The sequence below is a fragment of the Desulfovibrio sp. JY genome (assembly GCA_021730285.1).
Taxonomy (GTDB): domain Bacteria; phylum Desulfobacterota; class Desulfovibrionia; order Desulfovibrionales; family Desulfovibrionaceae; genus Solidesulfovibrio.
The window spans coordinates 2,503,640-2,524,213 of sequence record CP082962.1 but is presented as its reverse complement, the minus strand read 5'-3'; the positions used below and the strand labels follow the sequence as shown (position 1 = coordinate 2,524,213).

General features: G+C 43.9%; 18 protein-coding genes and 1 pseudogene. 9 read left to right on the top strand and 10 right to left on the bottom strand.

Annotated features, from left to right (window positions below; translation table 11 throughout):
- Window positions 1-190: 190 nt before the first annotated feature.
- The 7 genes and pseudogenes from K9F62_11310 to K9F62_11280 form a co-directional block, all read right to left on the bottom strand.
- Complete coding sequence (locus tag K9F62_11310; GenBank protein ID UJX39318.1) at window positions 191-1,177, bottom strand: hypothetical protein; 987 nt, start codon at window positions 1,175-1,177, stop codon at window positions 191-193.
- 143 nt (window positions 1,178-1,320) lie between these two features.
- Window positions 1,321-1,452 (bottom strand): annotated as a pseudogene (locus K9F62_11305) (ArsR family transcriptional regulator).
- Between the two features lie 31 nt (window positions 1,453-1,483).
- Window positions 1,484-2,308 (bottom strand): hypothetical protein, encoded by an 825-nt coding sequence (locus tag K9F62_11300; protein UJX39317.1) that lies wholly within the window; start codon window positions 2,306-2,308, stop codon window positions 1,484-1,486.
- 72 nt (window positions 2,309-2,380) lie between these two features.
- Complete coding sequence (locus tag K9F62_11295; protein ID UJX39316.1) at window positions 2,381-2,878, bottom strand: gluconokinase; 498 nt, start codon at window positions 2,876-2,878, stop codon at window positions 2,381-2,383.
- 378 nt (window positions 2,879-3,256) lie between these two features.
- Window positions 3,257-5,179 (bottom strand): ATP-binding protein, encoded by a 1,923-nt coding sequence (locus K9F62_11290; GenBank protein UJX39315.1) that lies wholly within the window; start codon window positions 5,177-5,179, stop codon window positions 3,257-3,259.
- A gap of 242 nt (window positions 5,180-5,421) precedes the next feature.
- Window positions 5,422-5,739 (bottom strand): helix-turn-helix domain-containing protein, encoded by a 318-nt coding sequence (locus K9F62_11285; protein ID UJX39314.1) that lies wholly within the window; start codon window positions 5,737-5,739, stop codon window positions 5,422-5,424.
- A 692-nt stretch (window positions 5,740-6,431) separates the two neighbouring features.
- Window positions 6,432-7,127, bottom strand: coding sequence for a hypothetical protein (locus K9F62_11280; GenBank protein UJX39313.1), 696 nt, complete (start codon window positions 7,125-7,127; stop codon window positions 6,432-6,434).
- A 215-nt stretch (window positions 7,128-7,342) separates the two neighbouring features.
- Between K9F62_11280 and K9F62_11275 the strand changes: the two genes are divergently transcribed.
- Together K9F62_11275 and K9F62_11270 are read left to right on the top strand one after the other, a co-directional pair.
- The gene (locus tag K9F62_11275) at window positions 7,343-7,570 is read left to right on the top strand and encodes a hypothetical protein (GenBank protein ID UJX39312.1); all 228 of its coding nucleotides are present in this window, start codon (window positions 7,343-7,345) and stop codon (window positions 7,568-7,570) included.
- Window positions 7,557-7,943: a hypothetical protein gene (locus K9F62_11270; GenBank protein ID UJX39311.1), complete on the top strand. Its 387-nt coding sequence runs from the start codon at window positions 7,557-7,559 to the stop codon at window positions 7,941-7,943. The genes K9F62_11275 and K9F62_11270 overlap by 14 nt, the downstream gene beginning before the upstream one ends.
- A 439-nt stretch (window positions 7,944-8,382) precedes the next feature.
- Here K9F62_11270 and K9F62_11265 read toward each other — a convergent pair whose 3' ends face one another.
- On the bottom strand, window positions 8,383-9,852 hold the full coding sequence (locus K9F62_11265; protein ID UJX39310.1) for a hypothetical protein: 1,470 nt from the start codon (window positions 9,850-9,852) through the stop codon (window positions 8,383-8,385).
- 76 nt (window positions 9,853-9,928) lie between these two features.
- A complete protein-coding gene (locus tag K9F62_11260; protein ID UJX39309.1) occupies window positions 9,929-10,957 on the bottom strand; it encodes a hypothetical protein in 1,029 nt (342 codons plus the stop codon).
- A 535-nt stretch (window positions 10,958-11,492) separates the two neighbouring features.
- On the opposite strand from K9F62_11260, the gene K9F62_11255 reads away from it, so the two are divergent.
- The 4 genes from K9F62_11255 to K9F62_11240 all read left to right on the top strand — a co-directional run bounded on the left by K9F62_11255 (window position 11,493) and on the right by K9F62_11240 (window position 14,880).
- Window positions 11,493-12,119 carry a hypothetical protein gene (locus K9F62_11255; GenBank protein ID UJX39308.1) on the top strand — a complete coding sequence of 209 codons (627 nt, stop codon included), beginning with the start codon at window positions 11,493-11,495 and terminating at the stop codon, window positions 12,117-12,119.
- Between the two features lie 69 nt (window positions 12,120-12,188).
- On the top strand, window positions 12,189-12,473 hold the full coding sequence (locus K9F62_11250; protein UJX39307.1) for a hypothetical protein: 285 nt from the start codon (window positions 12,189-12,191) through the stop codon (window positions 12,471-12,473).
- A 92-nt stretch (window positions 12,474-12,565) separates the two neighbouring features.
- Window positions 12,566-12,874: a hypothetical protein gene (locus K9F62_11245; GenBank protein ID UJX39306.1), complete on the top strand. Its 309-nt coding sequence runs from the start codon at window positions 12,566-12,568 to the stop codon at window positions 12,872-12,874.
- A 128-nt stretch (window positions 12,875-13,002) separates the two neighbouring features.
- Window positions 13,003-14,880 (top strand): hypothetical protein, encoded by a 1,878-nt coding sequence (locus K9F62_11240; protein ID UJX39305.1) that lies wholly within the window; start codon window positions 13,003-13,005, stop codon window positions 14,878-14,880.
- A gap of 1,114 nt (window positions 14,881-15,994) precedes the next feature.
- On the opposite strand, the gene K9F62_11235 is transcribed toward K9F62_11240, so the two are convergent.
- Complete coding sequence (locus tag K9F62_11235; protein UJX39304.1) at window positions 15,995-16,318, bottom strand: helix-turn-helix domain-containing protein; 324 nt, start codon at window positions 16,316-16,318, stop codon at window positions 15,995-15,997.
- A 183-nt stretch (window positions 16,319-16,501) separates the two neighbouring features.
- Here K9F62_11235 and K9F62_11230 point away from each other — a divergent pair, with 183 nt between their 5' ends.
- The 3 genes from K9F62_11230 (at window position 16,502) to K9F62_11220 (ending at window position 19,722) form a co-directional block, all read left to right on the top strand.
- Window positions 16,502-17,758 (top strand): hypothetical protein, encoded by a 1,257-nt coding sequence (locus tag K9F62_11230; protein ID UJX39303.1) that lies wholly within the window; start codon window positions 16,502-16,504, stop codon window positions 17,756-17,758.
- 84 nt (window positions 17,759-17,842) lie between these two features.
- Window positions 17,843-18,181, top strand: coding sequence for a hypothetical protein (locus tag K9F62_11225; protein ID UJX39302.1), 339 nt, complete (start codon window positions 17,843-17,845; stop codon window positions 18,179-18,181).
- Window positions 18,182-18,684: 503 nt separating this feature from the next.
- Window positions 18,685-19,722: a replication initiation protein gene (locus K9F62_11220; protein ID UJX39301.1), complete on the top strand. Its 1,038-nt coding sequence runs from the start codon at window positions 18,685-18,687 to the stop codon at window positions 19,720-19,722.
- The last annotated feature ends 852 nt before the right edge of the window (window positions 19,723-20,574 follow it).

Here is a 20,574-nt window from a genome sequence, read left to right as displayed (position 1 = left end):
CATATTCAAAACAAATAAAGACCCACGTCACCATCTTCACAGGACGACGCGGGCCTTTTCACAGAACTATCCGAAATTCTAACTACTTTTTCTCCAAGACGATCTTCCCCTCTTCCAGACAGGAGACCTTGAACTCGTTGCCCTGCTTGAAGCCGTAGTTGGCCAGGATGGTGTTCATCCATACATATTATCAATAAAAACCAGATGAAGCAGAGGCGCGAGGATTTACTTTCGACAACATTTCGCCATCGCGTCTTATATCTGTTAATAGTTTTCTAATATCCATCCCGTCATGCTTTATAATTTCTAGTTTTATTGCTGTTCCATCAAAGTTCAAATATTTCCACTTTTTAAAATCCTTGAAGCATCTCAAGGAACATTTACCTGAGCATATAAAGAAGCTCCCAGTTCTTATGGCCAATTGGGACAACATATACAATCCATAACCAGAATTATGCCAAGGATCATCATCGTCAGAGAATTCCACGCGGGAAACACCAGGCGACATTCCTAATTCAATTGCTTGTCTTGAGTTTGTAATATTAAATCTTTCCGCAAGAGAATTTTTTAACCCTACGCCACGATCAATAATAGCGATTTCAATCCGTTTGTTTTTATATTTTTGAGCTGAGACGCAGCAATGGCTAGTTTTGCCATGTTCAAAGACATTCCTTATTATTTCTGTAAAGCAATAAGAAACCGGATTATTTGGCTTAATAGATGGCAGTCCAAGAATAATGCTCGCCAACCTCTCTCCTTCATTCTGAACCACTTGACCAATAGATTCCGTCTGCATGTTGTACTTTTCTCTTATTGAGTCAATATTTATTTCTTCAATCGGTGTATACGAAAGACTTCCAACCGCTTCGCCAGGTGAATTTCCCACATCCAGGCCAATAAACTTAAAAAATCCTATATGCCGCAGATAAGAGAGTGGGTCACTGTTTGCCTTGTGACCAATAGCTCTTGTTTTCAGACCTTTCGACTTTCTCAACTTAACAAATCGTTTAATTTCTTCTGCAATGAGCAATGTTCCAAATGGTTTTGCAAATTCAATGAAGCTAAAATTAAAATCAACTAAAGGCTCATCTTCAAATTTTACAATGCACTGAATGAAATCATCAGCCCAATATTCAGTAAGTTGAGCAGGTAGAAAAATTTGTTTTGATTCTAGCATGATTTTCACCTCAACAAAGCAAACAAAACAGCTTTATTGCCCATAACCTCTATATAAAAACAAATAAAGACCCACGCCAACCAATTTTCTTGGACGACGTGGGCCATAATGCGCAACTATTCCCAAAAAATCCAGTTAGCTAGCTACTTCTTCTCCAAGACGATCTTCCCCTCTTCCATGCAGGAGACCTTGAACTCGTCGCCCTGCTTGAAACCGTAGTTGGCCAGGAGCGTCGGGGACAGACGGAGACCCGTGCTGGAAAATTTCACACTGCCCTAGACCGGAATCGCTACCAAGTCGTGTATTTCATTTGGAATACTGAACCATCCTTAGTTGCATAAAAACCGACACGACGACAAACATCCAGCTCCCTATCAGAGCGCCCCTCACACCCAGCGATACTTCTTTAGCAAACAGACTAAGAGCAACGGAAAAAGCAACGAGTGCGACAAAAAATATATATACATACCCATCTTTAATGTCAGGGCAGTGGCCTCTAACAGAACCATTTTCATCTTCGCCTTCACCCTCATGTTTTAACGTATTATCCTCATCATTTTTACCTATATTTTCACGACTTGACGTAACACTTTTTGCTGCAAAGGAAAAACACACAAGACAAAATATCAAAAAAAGTATTATAAATAAATAGCCAAAATAAACTAGAAAATACCCTTTAGAATAATTATAACTTATTCCACGCAAAGCGATAAATCCCCAAACACCTGTCAACAAGCTCGGCATGACCGCAGAAGGAAGCCCCCCTAATTTGTGTGCATCTGGCAACATACTAGGGACCATGTTCATGTCAACACCGTCACCCCCTTCCAATCCACTAGTGAGCTTCCTATGCGCAAATTTTGCACTTTTTTTTACATCACAGATGCGGAGCTTAGCACCAGAAATTCCTACCGAGACAGTACCAGCGCTAACCATACCCAAAAACGAGATAATCATATACAGATAAGATGACTCTGAAGGCTTTCCATTCAATGTAGCTAGAACTGTAAAGAGGAAGGCATGGCTCACCAGCAACCAATTCATCCTATCATTAATTCTTGCATATTCAAAATCAAGTTCTGAACGGCAAAACTTATACACTTCAAACACATTATCGAATATATTGCCCATAGCAAACGCTCCTAAAGGAATTCAAAAACTTTTCTTGGGAAAGGTCTCTAAAAGACAACATGGACCGTTTATCTAGTGATTGGTCACAAATTTAATCTCATATAAAATACGCGAAACTATGTCGGCAGGACTAGGCTGGACATTTAAAACCAAAGCACCATGTGGTCTTTCTATAATGTCAAACTGCGACTTCAAAAGACTACTTGAAAAAAAATGGTTAGGACGCGAGTCAATACGTCCTTTTAACAGTTTAAAGTCACCTTCAAGCCATACAAGATAAACATGCTCAACATTCCTAAATAAAATATCCCTATACTTTTGCTTCAGAGCCGAACAGGCTAAAACTATATTTTCATTCTCTAAGGTACACTCTACAAGAATTTTATTAAGATTATGAAGCCACTGACTCCTATCTGCATCCGTCAAGGGAATACCAGCTGCCATCTTTTCCTTTGATGCAGTTGAATGATACTCATCTCCTTCAATGAATCTCCAGCCAGTTTTCTCGCTTAGCAACTTTCCTACCGTCGACTTACCGCTACCGGAAACTCCAGAAATAACAACAACCACAACACCTCCAGCATGCAACACTAAATATCAGAAGCACATGAAAAATTAATATTTCCATCTTTTAACGCTCAGTCTTTCAACAGAAACAATAACCATTTTATCATTAACACACTAAAGCTGCATCACACTGACACCGAAAAATATTTCAAATTCATCGAATAATAGGTTCTAAAGAATCCTATGCCCCCTTTCTTCTTATAAGGACCCACGCCACCCTCTTCACAGGACGACGTGGGCCTTGATGCGCAACTATTTCCAAATAATCCAGCTAGTTCTTCTTTTCCAAAATAATCATCCCCTCTTCCAAGCAGGAGACCTTGAACTCAAAAGCGCCTTGGATGAACCGTAGTTAACAAAATACATTAAAGCTATTCGTATTTACACTAGCGAAACCCGTCCATTTTCAAAACGAGATCCTCTGCTTACAAAATCATCAATCACTTCTTTGCTCAAAAAAGGTGCACTTCTCACCCGATCATATAGCCGATGCAATCTAGAATTTGCTCTGGCAATGACAGAATTATAATCTAATGGTTGAATAACAACTCTATCAGACATCTCTTTTCTAGCTTGGACTTCTTGAGGGTCAATAGTAGACCCCAAAACAAAACAAGTGACTTTTGAAATATCATCCAACAGACCCTTCGAATATAATTCTTTTATATACTTCCAACATTGAGCTTTTTGGTCTTCTCCAATTGGAATACCAGATCGCTTCAGCTCGACTATTGTCAACCTATCCGTTCCATATTCAGCACCTTCATCATCATACCTTGGATAATAATAAAGCCCAACTGTACTTTCTGGGAGAATAACAAAATCTGGTCTATTTTGACTCCCTGGATCATTAGATTTGAATAATTTACGAACAACCTTAGTCATTCCCTCATTTGATGTGAATTCTATAGTTTCATATTCCGGACCGAATATCCACAGCCCTCGATGAAAAAGAGGCTGTAGTTCTTGAACCTCATCAGCTTCTGCATCAAATACCTTTTCTTTCAATTTATCCAAAAGAGATAAGCGATTCTGCAATTCATCAAGAACAACTTTCGCCATATCCAGCGTCCAATCTTTAAGAATAACATGTAACTCATCAAGCTGCCCTGGTTGCATTTCACTTAGTTTATTTAGCAGGCCATATTGATTCTGAGAAATTTCTAAATTTGCTAATATCCCAGCCAATTGAGACAGATCAGTTTCTTTGATTGAAGGACAATCCTCTTGAACCCTATGAACGAAATTCTCCCATCGCTCCACACTAATCATACTCATTTTAGAAATTTTATCTCTGTGTTGCTTTTTAACATCATCAAAAGTCTGGCTACGTTTTGTTTTGGATAAGTCTAGCATTGTTTCTTTTATAAATTTCAAAACAACATCAAGGGTCATGGTATAGCGTTGATTGCTCTCGTCAAACCCAGACCAATCAGATAAAACAGCATCATCAAGAAAATCAGTTTTGACTATAAATACATATCTTTTAGCCTCATTCGTCCTCCCATCCAACAAGAGTTCACCGCCCACCTTCCAGGAACAATCTCCAACCAAACGATTCTTGACGTGCCACGCAATACCATGTTGGTAGGTTGTCTTATCAGCATCTTGCAAATCAATAACAATAATCTTGATTAAACCCAATCCCTCAATTTGTTTTTCAAATTCTTTTATGTGTGCCTCTGGGATGTCTGTAAATTTTATTGACTTGCCATTTAAAGTTACATTGAAATTAGGATCAGTCAGAAAACGCATACCTATCTCTGCCCTTGCAATTACTTCTGGCAAATGAATGCGCTTTGCAATCTTTGTAAAAACTTTAGTCCCACTTGAAGTGTTTTCAGACTCTGTTTCTTTTGATAAATCGAATGGCTTATCTGGCATCCCTCGCGAAACTTTGTATGTAACGGATTTTCCATCACGCCATGTTTCAACAAAATACTCATCACCAAAGCAAAATCCTGCGAAACGACCTTTTCCATTTCTTCCAAAAGCATAACGCGGAGGAAGAGTTACTCCTTTTGGAAAAAGAGCAAACTCCCCTTCCTCTTTTTGCCGATTATATGCAAGAGTTCTCCAAATACGATTAAAATTTTTTTCGTCCATTCCATGCCCATTGTCACAAATAGAAAAGCATATGCCTGCCGACTCATCTGGCCAAGTAATATCAACTCTGGTTGCACCCGCATCCCAAGCATTTGCGACTAATTCAACAATGGCAGTACGCGGATTATTGAGTATATTTGTACCTGTGAATGATTCAAGGAATCGTGGATCATAGAGAACACCTTGATCTTGTGCCATTTTATTGCCGCCATATTAAATGATTAAAGACCAAAAGGAGAATCCCAACAATCCTAACAATCCTAACAATCCTAACAATCCTAACAATCCTAAAAAAACTCGATCCTAGGTTGCTTCATCACCAAGGCACAACAGTTTTCTTTATATTCCCTTTATGAACAAATTGAAAGACCCACGCCAACCAATTTTCCTGGACGACGTGGGCCATTTTGCAACCATTCCCAAACAATCCAGTTGGCTAGCTACTTCTTCTCCAGGACAATCTTCCCCTCTTCCAAACAGGAAACCTTGAACTCATCGCCCTGCTTGAAACCGTAGTTGGCCAGGAGCGTCGGGGACAGACGGAGACCAGTGCTGGAGAACTTCACGCTTCCAGATGCCACACGAGCGTCCATCCCTTCGATCTTGTAGAACTTCTCATCCAGCGTCATCAGCTTCGTGAGATGGTTTTTCAGGGTGGTTTTGGGAATATCGAAGGCATCCATAATTTGCTGAGCGGTTTTTCCTTCGGTGATCATGGTGCGAAGTTTCATCGCGTCAAATTTCGATGCGATAGGCATGGGTAAGTCTCCTTGTGTTTGCGTGTTCGTGATTATCTTCAAAGAGACGTTACCTTAAATTTTCAAGCTGTCAACTTATCGGGTATGATCGCAGCTTAAAAGACGTTCATTTTTTATGATTGGAATACCGGTTCAACGGTGATTCCTGGTTCGTTTGTTTATCGAGAAAGCTGCCGCTCGTGTCGACAAAACTACCTCGAAAGCATCGTTTTAGCTAGTTCTGGCGCAGCAAATACAATTTTGCACCTTCCTGCATTTTTAACATTCTAAAATAACAATGCTTTCTTTCTGAACTCATCCAAGCCCCCGGTCTCAGGCCTGGGCTCCCCGATCTCCCCGGACACCCCCCGGATTCTCTCCCTACTCCCCCCTCCTGGGCGTTTTCCCCTGACCTCCCCCATTGGCCTCCCCCAGCCCGAAACTTCCAAGAAAACCCCGCTCCGGCCCAACGTACGAAAAGCTTTGCCCCAGTTCCAGCTTTTTCCTTGTCCCCGTGACCGACCCTCTGGCCCAAAATATCCATACATTCAGGTTTATTTCTCTTTATAATAAGCTAAAGGGAGTCAAATGGACCAACGAAAATAGACTTACTCACGCCAAAGGAAAAGATAATTGAGGCACATCATTCGACTAAATAGCGTGCCAAAATTACAAAATAGTTTCAGGATATTTTTGCGATAATTTTTCACCAGTCATCTTTCTGAACATAGGACATCTGCAATTACGAACACACCTGCAAGCACTAAAAACACCATAATTCCCCAAAACACATAGTATACACAAAGATAATACTCTAAAATATTTACATCAATTTTCGAAGTATAGCGCGACAATTGTGACAAAGAAAGAACACCAGGACCAGCAAGGAATATTAAAAAACAAACGGACACAAGCGAATACACTGCTTTCCACCAAAATATTTTTTTATTCAATCGTGAAAATTCCCACAGCATTGTCATAAAATGGAAATTAAAAGTGTAAACGAACAACTTATCAGTACATTGCTCACTACACTTTTTATCGTAAATAGCCTCAAGTAAACAAAATTGATTTGCGCCACGAATAAAGTGAAGTATAGAAATAGTTGACAAAATCAAAGCTGCATTTAGGAATGTCGCATATACCATATTTTCATTTATTATCTCAATAAAACCAAAAGTTTTTACTCTAATGTATCCATGAGCTACAAAATAAAATGCTCCAGAGAATAGATACGCAAGACAGGCAAACAAATCGACCATTTTTGCGGTATTCTCGCAGCTGGAAGAGACACCTTTGATATATTCATCTAAATTCTCGCTTCCCGACACCACAAGTATTCGCTTCCACTTTTCGACTATAGATAATCTTCCATTAACTACATGAATAAATGAAAAAAACTTTTTCAATTATATTTCCTTATTAATCGCCTTCGAATTATTAGTTAGCGAGTTTTCTGTCCCAGAATCCCCCAGCCCCGAACTTCCAGGAAAATCCCGCTCCGCGCCAAAGTACTTTTTCCTCAGCCCCAGTTCCAGCTTTTTCCCCGCTCTCGTGACCGCCCCCCCGGCCCAGGGTATCCTTCCCCAAATCTCCCCATGTACCAGGGAAAGAAGGACACCCTATGCCACCACAACATCTCGATAATCTCACCTTGAAAGATGAGATCATCAACGCATTTCGGCCGATTGAGCAGCTTTTCAAGATTATGGACACCTCTGGCCCCGATGTCGATGAAACGATTATCCGATGCTACGCCGAAATCGGCATCGAGCTTACGGGTAATTTTCGGGTGAAGCTTGGCCAGTTGCTTGGGCGAAACCAGGACGGTGCTGACAATGCCGACAGATGACAGCTGGAACGTTGTTTATGCCTATACCCGGGAGCAAGCGATTGCCGATGGCGTCTTGGTCGACGTCACCGAAACCGCGAAGGCTATCGGCTTCAAGCTCAACACCGTCGTGACCGATCACCTGTTCCACGGCTATGTCGAAGTCCCTGCCGGACTCGAAGGTGAGGGACAATCTGTCACCGGCCGGCTTCATGATCTGATGGTCCTGGCGCTGTTTGCTGCCAGGAAAGCCGTGAACACGGACAGGGTCACCTTCAAGGTCGACTTTCTGATGGCTCCGGGACGCAAGGAATCCGTCGATGTCGTCGCCCACATCGGCCCCGGTGACCACGGGGAGCCAGTCCTGACCCTCATGCTACCAGAGGATGATTAGGGATTTTAACCAGATAACCAGGAGAAAAGTATGTTTTCGATTTTTGTGGGTTTTGTCTTGGGAGCCATCGTCGTTGTCGTCGTAGCACAATTGCTGACCATCCATCCCAAGCCGAGTCGGTTGCGTAGTCCGAAGTAGTCGGGAAGTTGCCCAACTTCGAAGGAAAGCCCGAGCATGAGCAGCTTGGGCTTTTGTTTTCACGTGGCTATTTCATACGGTTTCACGATGAATAAGCTGCGTTTCGATTCGGAGAAATGTGGCGCGCGACGACAAGAATCTGCTCAGAATAGCCAGGACGGTGGTAGACTGAAAAGTCTTACCTCGGGATTTCCGGCACTGAGGCTTGAAAAACCGGGGTGAAGTGGGAAAAGCAGATTATTATCGCTGGAGATGGTGTCGGCGTCCAGGGTGGTCCCCATTCTTCGACATAATAACCACATCACGCTTTTGGTTTATTGAACTCCTCAATAAACTTGAGGACCATTTTGTCGAGAAGTTTTTCATCGTCTCGCTTCTCGACGAAATGTTTGTGGAATTTATATGTTTGCAATATATTTTTTCTTATCGACCAAAGCAAATTTGATGTACTAAACAGTGAAGATTCAGCCAAATAAAACATATCACCTTCGGTTGTTGCTGAGACTTCATTGCAATGCGACACATTCAGAATAAAATCATTGGCAATATTCACAGCTTGAGAATATGAGTCTGCATTTATAATGTTTTCGACAAGGCCAAGCCTATCAATTGATCTCGACATTATTTCATCCATACATTTATGGCTCAATATATTAAATGGGTCAAATATCTCAAGGTTTGCTGGATCTTTTTTTATTTTTTTACCTGACTCTTCAAGCATTAATTTTTCAAGCTGTCTCTTTAGCGTTAAATTACGCTTCTCAGGAGAAGTATCCATCATATCGCGTGCTCGACTGAGCATAGATGGGTCGTAAATTTTTTCCAGATCTGACAAGATGCTACTCTCTGGAGCCACTTCTAGATCACTTCCAATATTGATTTCGTCAAAGTTTACAATAGGCCTATAATTGCTGTCGTCCCAAGGTATAAACGCTGGCAAATTTAAATGCTTTTTCTTTGGTTGATTTGTTATAAAAGCGGTGTCGTAAGTGAATAACAACTCGATTTTGTCAGTATAGGTACTAAACAGCTTTTCTAGTAATAATATTCCAAATCTATCCTGAAGCAAATTAATACCTAAAAAATGAAGCTTAAATTTATTACTTGCAGACTGGTCACTAGTAATAAAATCAAGATAAGCTCTGTACGCTACTCCAATGAAAGGACTTACCGCGCCAGGTTTGTTTTTGCGACTACCAACCATCCCCCCAATTGCTCGATTACAATTAAGAGACTTCAAATCAGTTTCCGAATATATATTTCTCCACACCAAAAATAATTTAGGGTCTAAGAATTGGATTATAAAATAGAATTTTTCTTTTAAGCCGTCGACATCCTTAAGTAGTTTAAGTGTTTGATTTGTTGATTCAATGTTAATCGATTTTATTTTTTCTAAATTTGAATTGAAGGCATCATCATTTTTTCTAAATGGAAAGTCCAAAGAGAAGAAGTAGTCAAAATCTTCATGGTAATTTTCAACATATTTTATGTATAATTCCATCAAATTTCTAATGTCACCCTGCCCATATTTACCAGAAATAAATGAATACCCCCCGGAGTCAATCCAAAGAGTTTGATCGAATTTTTTATATTTAGCCCTAAATTTAACGATACCGTTGTGAAATTTATCAATTTCTGCTGGATCAAAAGAGGCTTTATAGGCTGCCGCAAGCGATACCAAAAAATCATGAGTATGTTTTGCAATACTCGGCATGAGATCTAACTTTATTTTATAAGGGTTTGGCCACTTTAAGACATCTACGAATTTCATGATGACTCCAACTTTCCGCGCCAATGTCTTCAAGATATGTCAAGCATTACAACCAATCAATTTTAGAACTAAATACTTAATCATCTTTACCACCGTCCTTTTTCCCCCTGACCAATCCACGTGAAGCAGCAATTCCTTGTGCCATAGGAAGTAGCCTGTATTTCTTTAACTTTTTAAATTTTTGTTCTTTGAGAATTTCATCAACCATTTGGTTGTGCAATATTTTTTGACCACTCGCGTATCGCCTTTCCATCTCTTCCGAGGCTTGATTATAAAGCTCATTTTTCGATTCTTGTTCTTTTCTCATTTTAAAACTTGTCCCAAGAGAAGCCATCACTTCAAAAGATTCATTGCTATAGAATTTGCACTCCTGAATTATTTTACCCTCGTGGTTCGCAGCCGACATAAGCGCCAGAATGTTCAGACCATCATACCTATTGTCATCAAATGACAGAGTATCTCTCAGCAATTCAATGTAAATACAATATGTTTCAGCTAAAAATCTTATGACACTTACACACCTATTATCGCATTCTTCGATCATTTCTATCAAATCACTCGACAAAGACTTCATCCCTTTTATGGCTATACACGAAAATATCTCCTTAACTTTCGAGTTGTCAAGTGATCGAATTTTTTCAAAATATTCCTTTGTCACATCAATATTGAAACCAAACGTTTTCAGCAAAAAACCACTCCGCACAAAACATATCTTTTCATCCCCCACAACATTTTCGTACAATATATCAATCAATCTATCATCTATAGCAGCATTCGACACCAACGAATTCAGAACAGAAGAGAACACCACTTCAAGATCAACTCCATCCATGATCAAATCTTTGTCAAGCGCGTTGATCAAATCAACAACCGTACTACTTAATTTTAAAAAAGTATCTGATTTCAATCTAGACACAACACCATTCATAAATTCATTATATATTACGAACAGAGGACGATAGTCTTTTTTGTGTTTGCCTTTCCTTTGTATTCTTGACAAATTTTCTTCTGCGAATTTCACTTTACAGCACAAAGAAACCCACATTGTCAGCTCTTTTAGAACATCTTCCTCTTCGGTGTAAAACGAGAAAACTTTGTGCTTCATATGCCAACCAGACCCATCGTGTTAATGTCACTGGCAAACACAGTCAAAAACATCATGGATTCAAACATTCATTATATTTATGAATAATCACTACAACGACTACTTGCCTCACCGTTAAATTAAAAAAATTGCTCTTCTCCAACCCCCACTCCGAACCGACACCCCCTCTCGCCTAGTCCCCAGTTTTTTGCCCACTAAAAAGGCTTTTACCCGACCAAAAGCCTTTTTTGCCTTTGATTCCAATATATTATTCGTTGTAGGCACAAATAGTCCCGCCCCAGAGGCGGCCCGTAATGCAAGACACAAAAGTTGCGGCCTGGCGGCGAACAACACTCAACCAGACACCAACAAGCGAATCGGCCTAACCAGCAGCATGTTCCGATCTCGCTACGGCCAAGGAAGACAGGAGAGCGAAATGATTCACACTTCTACCAAAATCAACGCAGCATTAGGCCGGATGTCTAACCACTGCGGCGAAGTGGGCAGATCGTCGCCTCACGTTTGGACCACCCTCTATCCTTATAAGGAGCTTCTCATGGACGAGCTGACAAAAAACGATTCCGCCGGGGAAACCCTGACCTCTGCCACGAAGGACAACCACTCCGAAATTACCACCGCGCCTACCGAGGCACAAGCCTACAAGGAGATGCCCACTGGTGAAACCGAGTCCCAGGCCGCGCCGGCCAGCCAGGATTCTGCCCAACCCAATGCGAAGGCCGAACATGGCACCACGGTGGCCTCGCCCGCCAAGGCCACCAAGTCTCGGAAGCCCAAGAAGGTACGCACGCTGACCCGCCAACGCATCGATGAAATCGCGGCCGAAATGGCCGAACACGCGGGTGCGGGACACTTCACGGATAACCTGATCCCGGTTTCCCTTGTCGCCGAGCACTTCAATATCACCGTTGCCCTGGTGGAGCGCATCTTTATCCAGGCTTTCAGCGAGCACGGTCTGGCCGGCTACAAGCTCGACTATGGCACCGACGGCACCGGCAAGGGGGCGGACGAGTGCTACATCGACGACCGCGGCATGATCCTGATCGGCAAGAGCATCATCGAAAGCTTCAACAGCAAGCCCGATCTCGGCTGCAAGTTCGAAAAAGGGGACAAGTTCACGGTCACCTGCTCGGAAAACGAGATCATCCTGACCATCAAGCAGTAGCACCTCAAAGAAGGGGCTAGCTACCCTGGCTAGCCCCAATCAACCATAAACTTGAGAAGGATAACTACAATGGACATCAACGAGCAGAAAGCAACACACAAAACAGGCATGATCTACCTTGATCATTTTGTAATGGCATTCTTCAACTTTTACAGGGATGCTATCTATAATTTTACCGACCAGGTAGCCCATGAAGCTGGCGTACAGCCTTCTTTTGTTGGGGAGAAGTACAGCTATGATGAAAGACTGCTTTTCCCGGCAGATGAGTTGGCAAGCCGTTTTCAGAAGTTCATCACAACCCAATACGACAACGGATCTGGCATAAGCTATTCTATCTTGGATATGCTGGAGTAAAAAAACATTTGTCTTTTGTTTGACAAAGTGGGGCTAGCTTCCAGAGTTAGCCCCACAAAACAATCAACCGTCCTCAAGGTAAGGAACAAATCATGCCTGACGAGTTAGACGATATTCCTGTCCATGGCTGGCACAACAAGCCTGTTGTCACGTTTGAAAACTTTATAGGGACATTCAAAGAGTGTCCTAATGATGTCTTGGATGAGCTCCTGAAGCGTTGGAATTTGGGGTATTATGAGGAAATGCTTCAGAGCTCTTGCCATAACATTGATGGGGCGAATTACTACGATATCAATGTCTTGTGGCGCATTCTCCACAATCGCATCTGCTCCAGAGAGGGGAGCACGATTGGGATTAAGAATGGCGGCATCAAGTTGGTAGAGGAAATGTTCGTCCTCTAAATGCTCACAGCAGGTGGGGCTCGCTACCCTGGTTAGCCCCACCTCAAGGACCAAACCAATCTGCCGGCGGCGCCCAAGCGGATAACCACCGAGCTAGACAATAAACCACCAACCATGAGGTAAGCGACATGACTTCGGATACCAGTGAAACGGGCACACAAACGCCCACAACAGATTTCCCGGCAGTTGACCAAGCTGCTGCCGGCAATTTCCTTCCCAATCCCATGCTGGCCACGGATTCCGAGGCCCCGGCCGCCGGATCGGACACCGCCGCCGTCCCGGAAACCAAGCAGGAAGAAAAGAAGGAGCCCTTTAAGGTCATTGAGGAGCAGCTGGAATTGTTCAGAGACCCCAATGACACCCGCTATGCAACCGTGAGGATCGACGGGGTCAACCACAACTTCGAGATCGGTGGCAAGGACTTCAACGAAGCGATCTCCCTGATGTTCTATGAACTTACTGGTGCGCTTCCTTCTTCAACAGAGCGCACCCAGTTCAATGAGATGCTTCGGTTCAAGGCCAGACACCACGGGCCGATGCTTGATATATATAACCGTTTTGCCGATGATAATGGTGATATCTACATTGATCTCTGCCATGATGGCCAAGCTATCCATATCACCAAAGATGGTTGGGATGTCGTCAAGAATCCTCCTGTCAAGTTTATCCAGCATTCGCACATGCAGCCGCTGCCGATGCCGGAAAAAGGAGGGGACTTCAAAGAGATACTCAGATTCTTAAACATCAAGCGAGATGAGGACAAGATACTGATTCTCACCTGGATTCTTGTCGTTGTCTTGACAAGAATTTCTCGCGCAATCTTGATTCTCCATGGAGCACCGGGAGCGTGCAAATCTTCCACCTTGTCGCTTATTCGCCGGACACTCGACCCATCATCTCAGATTCTCACCTATGCACACAAAACGGCCACTGAGGCAGCCCTGTACCTTGCCGCCAATGCTGTTGCGACTTTCGACAATTTGACCAACCTTTCGAAAGATGTCGAAAATATCCTTTGCATGGCGGCTACCGGCGGTGGGATTTCCAAGCGCAAGCTGTATTCCGATAAGGACTCGGTAATCCTCCAATTTAAACGGTCGGTTATCCTGACAAGCCTTGATGTTCCGACAAAAGCCTCTGATCTCCTGGACAGGGCTATTGCCATCGAGCTTGACCGTGTGCAGGGGAAGCGTCTCTTGGACGACGAGTTGGAGCGCGAGTACGCGGCGAAGTTGCCCGGCATCTTGGGCGGGATGTGTGATACCTTGTCCCAAATGCTCACCTTGCGCGACAAAGTGACCGTCACCGATCTCCCGCGTATGGCGGATTATGCCCTGTGGGCCTGTGCTGGGGCCATGGCACTGGGTTATAGCGAAGAGGAATTTCGGAAAGCCTACTCGCGGGCCGCTCTGCGGGTCCAGAACGATGTGCTCCAGCAGGAAGGATTGGCAAAAATTCTGTTGGATTATCTGGACAAGCGGGGAGACACCTCCGACTTCGTTGCCAACGTGTGGAGTGATCTCATTGCCCATGCCCAGCAATGTGGATTCCCCGTTGATGACATTCCGAAAGGTGCAAGTCCGTTGTCCCGGGCTCTCAAGAAGTTCATTCCGCTTCTGGAGGTCATGGGATGGAAGGTGGAATTCTCCGAGAGCAAGCGGAAAGGCCGTGAGGTGAGTTTTCGCAAAATCAGCCCGCCCTTGATCACTCCGGCTTCTTCCGAAGTCACCGAACCTACGGCCGAAGCTGTGGCACCTCTGGCGCAACCGGCCAGCACCGAAGAAGCCAAGCAGAAATCGGTTATTGGCTGGCCCGAAGACTCGGTTCCCGTGACGACTACCCTGAGGCCCATGAGCACCACCACTGCCGAATCTAAAGGTTGGCCGCAGCCGCAGCAGGTGAGTAAGGGCAGCGTGAATCCGTTCCTGCCCCATATTCCCGCCGGGCCGGACAGCGACAACACTGGCTCCGAAGACGAAGGCGACCCTTACGAAATGGGCGAATAGCCGGAGGAGCTAGGCCATGAAAAACGATTTCCGTAGAACAGGATGGTACTTATACCCGCTACCCCGCCCACCTGGGCGACCACTCCCATAACCGGAACTAGGTCGATGGCCTTGGAAAATGGAATATGCCTGGAAACAGGGTGACCATGACCAGGGCCATCTGCTTTATTTCCCTCAGGGACTGAGCCCCATGCTCCAGGCAACAGAAAATTGCTCAGATAACCAGCCCTCCTGTCCAGGTAATCCACCAGAAAGGGTCATTGCCCAAGCTGCGACGATGATCATGCCCTTGGTCCTGGTCGTCCTGACAGGAGTCCTTTCTTCCTACTGGTGATCTCAAAGGGCCCGGTGGCGGCAGGGGCGGCAATGGGGAGGCATCCCACAGAAATGCCTCCACCAAAAAACGCCCAGAAATATTAGATTTTTTCACCTTGGTGGCGGCAGGGCGGTATTTTTGAGAAATTTCATTTTCCCCTCCCCCTTCCCCCCTCCAAAAAAAGAAGTAACTGATACAACATCAAAAAAGACAAAGAAGTAGTGCCAATACTATCAGAAGAAAAGAAAAATAAGCAGTATACCATCAACAGATAAGAAGATAAAATAGATTAAAATTAAATATACAATCTAAATTTAATATATAAATATGATTATATAATATGTATATTAATTCAACGTTACTACTTCTACTTATCCATCTTATTACTTCTGCTTTTGTTTATCATCAACTTCATCTTTTATAATGGGGGTAGCTACTTCTCTTTACTTTTTTAAAAGGGGATGGGGTAGGGGTAAAAAAATGGTGGAGAAAAGGAAATCTGCAAAAATGCCTCCCATGCCGCCCCAACCCCAAAATTTCCACTAAATTCAACGGTTTTTAGGGGGAGGTAAAATAGGGGGATGCCTCCACCGACCCGCCACCGCCGCCACCTTAGAAAGGACGAGCCAAGGCCCTTCTCCTCCATGGCCAGGGCAATTCTCACCAGTCCCAGTCTCATCCGCCGTGACCGGTCCCCTGGGCCAGGATATCCTTCAGCGTGGCCCGAACCCGCCCTATGGGGCCTCAGACCCTGTGACCAGAACCAGTGCCAGACGCGCGGCCGGGGTGCCAACTGGGCTACCGGAAAAAGGCCTGTGCGACATTGAAGAAGAGCCGCAGCCGCTCCTCATCCGCTTCCTCGATCTGCCGGGCCAGGATGCGGCGCAGGTCCTCGGGGGTCAGTTTGAATTCGTCCAGATTGAAGAGCTCGGCCAAGGGAATGCCGAAAGCAGCTGCCAAGGTTTCGACGCTGGTGAGGGACGGGTTCCGGCGGCCCCGCTCGATTTCTCCAATGTACTGGAGAGACAACCCGGAGAGCTCGGCCAATTTTTCCTGGGTCATGTCGCGGTTGCGCCGAATCGTCCTGATTTTCTTGCCAAAAAGTTCCTGAACATTGTCCATGCCTCACCCCCTAACACAGGGTAAGGCAATGATTTAAGGGCTATAAGCAACGATGGTCTAATTATTGCTTTAGTTAAGACAACAATCGTTGTTAAATATGCTTTTGAAAAACTACTTTTGTTTCCAAGGGGTTGTCCCCAAGCGAACCAGGAAGGAATTTCCCGTTACATCAGAGGAAGTCGTATGTCCTTGATTATCAATCACAATATGATGGCTATGAACGCAGCCCGAAACCTTTCGGACAACTACGGGGCGCTCAGCACCTCGACCCAGCGGCTGTCATCAGGGATGCGGATCAACTCTGCCGCCGACGACGCTGCCGGGTTGGCGGTCCGGGAGCTCATGCGCTCCGACATCGCCACCATGAACCAGGGCGTAAGAAATGCCAACGACGCCGTTTCATTGTGCCAGACCGCTGACGGAGGGCTTCAGATCATCGACGAGAAGCTCACCCGTATGAAGGAGCTTGCCGAGCAGGCCGCTACCGGCACCTACACATCGGACCAACGCCTGATCATCGATTCCGAGTATCAGGCCATGGCTTCCGAGATTCAGCGTATCGCGGTTGCTACCGATTTCAACGGGATCAAGCTCCTCGATGAGAGCTTATGGTTCGGGAACTATACAACCGGAACTGGCGATTTTCAAAATGGGGTAACGATCCATTTCGGCACAGGAAATGACAGCGCTGAGGATTATTACTCTATCTCAACCACAAGGTCCATGGAAGCATATTGGCTATCAGATGGTTTGGGACTTGTTACAACGACAGATCGCGTTATCGAAAGAGCTGGCCAAGGTGCCTACTCATTGACAATGAGCCAAAATATTGAGCGAGAAAAGCAAGGTTTTCCGCTTATGACATCAACAGAAGCAGATCAAAATCGAACAATGATTAACAACGACCTCAGCCAATATGTTGACGATCAAAGAACTGCCTGGATTGCTGCCCATAGCCAAACAGAATGGGACAATCTTGACTACCACGAAAAACAACGTACCGAGATCGGCTGGGCGAAAGAAGAAACATCCAATATTGCGACAACAGGGAATTTGTCTTCTGGAGAAGTATTACATGGGTGGGGAAACTGGGTTGGACAAGGTGCGGATAGCTGGGCAGGCAGCTTCGATGGAAATACTGTTTACACACAGGATGATGCTCAAAAATCTCTTGGTGTGCTTGATAAAGCTATGGTCCAGGTAAACAACAACCGAGCTCGATTCGGCGCGTATCAAAATCGGCTCGAAAACACCATCTCCAACATCCAAATCCAAGCTGAAAACCTTCAAGCTGCCGAGTCTCAAATCTCCGACACTGATGTTGCATCGGAGATGACCGACTTTGTCCGGGAACAAATACTGACCCAAGCTGCCACGGCGATGCTTTCACAAGCGAACTCGATGCCCAAGATGGCCCTCCAGTTGATTCAGGGAGGATAGCGTTTCGACTATTAGATAGAGATATTAAATGATCAGAACCGCATATCTGGTGAACATACTTAAACCACATCAATGGAGATGACGATGTCAAAGAAGGTTGTTGGAACGATTTTGGTATTGGCTTTACTGGCCATAGCCGGTTGCAGCTCGAATCCTCCTGAAGGGATCATTCAATCTGCTGCCATCAAGTCATTGTATGTCATGGTCGGCGATCAAATCGTAGAGGATATCCAAAAGGGTGGAAGCTCCATCCATATCTTCAAGATTCTCAATGATTACACCAAGACCATCAACAACGAGGATGTTCACATTTACGAAGTCGACCTCCAGGTCAAGAACAACGAATCAAACAAACTCCTGGCTCATGGCCAGACAAAGTTCGGCCTCACGAAGCGCGGCAACAGCTGGTATATTGTAAAGTAACAATCGGCCCACGTCGCTTCCTGGTTCGCAATGGGAATAGGCGTGGGCTCTTTTATTGCCCATAGGCAGGAGAAAGATATTAATTCAGAGGCATTACAATTTTGAGTCCGGTAAAAAGAGCACAGGGAGGCTCCCCTGGACGCCAGAAATCGGTTGATTGGTGCCATCCCCTCTCGCAAGCAAGCTGACAGAAAGGCTCGTTATCATTCTGGAGCGTCACCGACGCACCACCTATTTTACCGTGCCTGATCCATCAGCTCCTCTTCTTCTCTAGAAGCCAACATGGCTCCGAAAATCAAACTCATTCAAACATGGGCATGGTTATTTATTGATATTATCTATATTGAACTGATCCATCTGAGAAGTACATCACTTTGTCTAAGTGAGTCTGAGCAACATCGAATCAGCTATTTGCTTATGAAGTAAAAGTTATACAGATATACATAGGTCATATCCAAATTACGCCCCCCCATTTAACAGGCGGAGGCTTCAGGAGATGATCTATGATAGAGAATTTAACACCAGTACAGCAGAGACTCTACGATTTCTTGCCTGAGAAACCCAGATGGGGCTTCGAGAAACAAGCACGATACATCGCCAAGAAAGATGATATTTTATTTAAAGCAAATTACATCCAACTCCCAACACAGAAGAAAAAATACGTCGCTCTTGATCTCGATTATGAGCTCGCAGGTGCTGCTTGGATGAATGATGTTTTACCAGAACCGACGGTGACCATCATCAACAGGGAGAATTCATACGCCCATTATCTTTACGAGATTGATAATCCAGTCATGCTGCCGCTACTCAACTCGACCATCAAAATAAGCTGGAAAGCCATCAATTATTTCAAAGCCGTTCAGGCTGGTTATCAGAACAAATTTGAAGCGGATAAAGGATTCACTGGATATCTTATCAAGAATCCATTTTCTTCAAAGTGGCGAACCTGGTGGGCAGACCGGGTCTATGACCTGGATTATCTAGCAGAGTTTGTCGATCTTCCAAATATCTATGATATTATTGAAAATGATGATTCCATTGAAGGACGCCATATGAAGATGTTCCACACGTGCAGAAAAATAGCATACCGGCTTGTCAAAGACTATTCTGACTTCGATGAATACTTGCACGTATTAAAAAATGTTTGCCTAGATTATTACAGAGAAAATATTATGATGAAAGACGGCAACGAAGACTTCCCCATTATTGAAGCCATAGGCATCGCTAAATCAATGGCCCCCTGGATATGGAAAAGGAGATTCGGCAAGAATTTTAAGAACTTCACCAAAAATAAAGGAGCGATGAAGCTTCCGAAACCAGAACGAGGTGTCGACAACAAGATGCAACCAGAAGAAGCGACGAACAGAAAATCTTTAGGAGCATATTATACCCATGAGAACAGAAGAAATAACACTGTTGATAAAATCCTAGCAGCGAAGAAACGTCTGATTGAATCTGGTGAAGAACCAACAGTAAAGAGACTGGTTAAAGAATCTGGAATATCTAAATCAAGTATCTATAAATATAATCATTTAATTTAATCACAATATATAATAACCATATAAATAATTTTGAATTAAATCCTGCTTTAGTTTTAAAACCAAATCCCCTTGAGTTTACCATCTAATCTACCAAACGGGAATTTTTATCCCATTATTTTTCTTCGATTTTTTAAAAGACTCATAAAGATATTGTTTATCAGTAATGAAAAAGACTTTGAAGTTGCTCAAGTAGCGATGACAAGCCTTCATTTAAACTCAAGAGAAGTTTCCATACAGCTATTAATGTTATGGGGGCCTTGCAGTTTATCCAGTCTCAGTGCCGTTGTTGTACGGCCGATCCTTAACCTGAAAGGATCGAGGTCAAAAAACAAATGTCGCTTTGCTCTTTCAAAAGCAAAGGGCCTGCCAACCCGTCAATGGTGACAACGATGGGGGAAGGGCTGAGACCGAAGAACCAGCCTGCTTTCAGTATCATACTGATTAGATCGAGGTGGCCCATATATCAAATGATGTTCGTGACAAACAGAAATTGCTTATCTCTATAAGCACAGAAAGAGGAACCAGGTATTGCCTCTTACGGATATATGGATGCGTTTAGATGTTGGATGGTTCCGAATAGATTGGATAGATGACCAAGGGAAGCCCATGCTTGTAAAGAGTTATGGGTGTCTGCGTACTTGTAAGGAGTACCCCGAAATGATGTTCCCCGTGATGCGAGACGAAACTTCGAATGGTCCATTTTAAATGAAGGCTGTCGTCGTGAATGAGCAAGTAGAAAACAACGTCTTGGAAATTATAGGGGCTCTTAGTCTAGAGCTTCGGTAACATAAATATAGTTTTCAGTCTATCTCGCGTCTATTCAAAAAAGGGGAACATCATTTCGGGATCGCC

What these genes read in the sequence shown, in the direction of transcription:
- K9F62_11275 (UJX39312.1), top strand. Translation starts at nt 7,343, where the DNA reads ATGCCACCACAACATCTCGATAATCTCACCTTGAAAGATGAGATCATC.
- K9F62_11240 (UJX39305.1), top strand. Translation starts at nt 13,003, where the DNA reads ATGACTTCGGATACCAGTGAAACGGGCACACAAACGCCCACAACAGAT.
- K9F62_11285 (UJX39314.1), bottom strand. Translation starts at nt 5,739, where the DNA reads ATGCCTATCGCATCGAAATTTGACGCGATGAAACTTCGCACCATGATC.
- K9F62_11260 (UJX39309.1), bottom strand. Translation starts at nt 10,957, where the DNA reads ATGAAGCACAAAGTTTTCTCGTTTTACACCGAAGAGGAAGATGTTCTA.
- K9F62_11235 (UJX39304.1), bottom strand. Translation starts at nt 16,318, where the DNA reads ATGGACAATGTTCAGGAACTTTTTGGCAAGAAAATCAGGACGATTCGG.
- K9F62_11255 (UJX39308.1), top strand. Translation starts at nt 11,493, where the DNA reads ATGGACGAGCTGACAAAAAACGATTCCGCCGGGGAAACCCTGACCTCT.
- K9F62_11245 (UJX39306.1), top strand. Translation starts at nt 12,566, where the DNA reads ATGCCTGACGAGTTAGACGATATTCCTGTCCATGGCTGGCACAACAAG.
- K9F62_11290 (UJX39315.1), bottom strand. Translation starts at nt 5,179, where the DNA reads ATGGCACAAGATCAAGGTGTTCTCTATGATCCACGATTCCTTGAATCA.
- K9F62_11250 (UJX39307.1), top strand. Translation starts at nt 12,189, where the DNA reads ATGGACATCAACGAGCAGAAAGCAACACACAAAACAGGCATGATCTAC.
- K9F62_11225 (UJX39302.1), top strand. Translation starts at nt 17,843, where the DNA reads ATGTCAAAGAAGGTTGTTGGAACGATTTTGGTATTGGCTTTACTGGCC.
- K9F62_11220 (UJX39301.1), top strand. Translation starts at nt 18,685, where the DNA reads ATGATAGAGAATTTAACACCAGTACAGCAGAGACTCTACGATTTCTTG.
- K9F62_11265 (UJX39310.1), bottom strand. Translation starts at nt 9,852, where the DNA reads ATGAAATTCGTAGATGTCTTAAAGTGGCCAAACCCTTATAAAATAAAG.
- K9F62_11310 (UJX39318.1), bottom strand. Translation starts at nt 1,177, where the DNA reads ATGCTAGAATCAAAACAAATTTTTCTACCTGCTCAACTTACTGAATAT.
- K9F62_11230 (UJX39303.1), top strand. Translation starts at nt 16,502, where the DNA reads ATGTCCTTGATTATCAATCACAATATGATGGCTATGAACGCAGCCCGA.
- K9F62_11300 (UJX39317.1), bottom strand. Translation starts at nt 2,308, where the DNA reads ATGGGCAATATATTCGATAATGTGTTTGAAGTGTATAAGTTTTGCCGT.
- K9F62_11270 (UJX39311.1), top strand. Translation starts at nt 7,557, where the DNA reads ATGCCGACAGATGACAGCTGGAACGTTGTTTATGCCTATACCCGGGAG.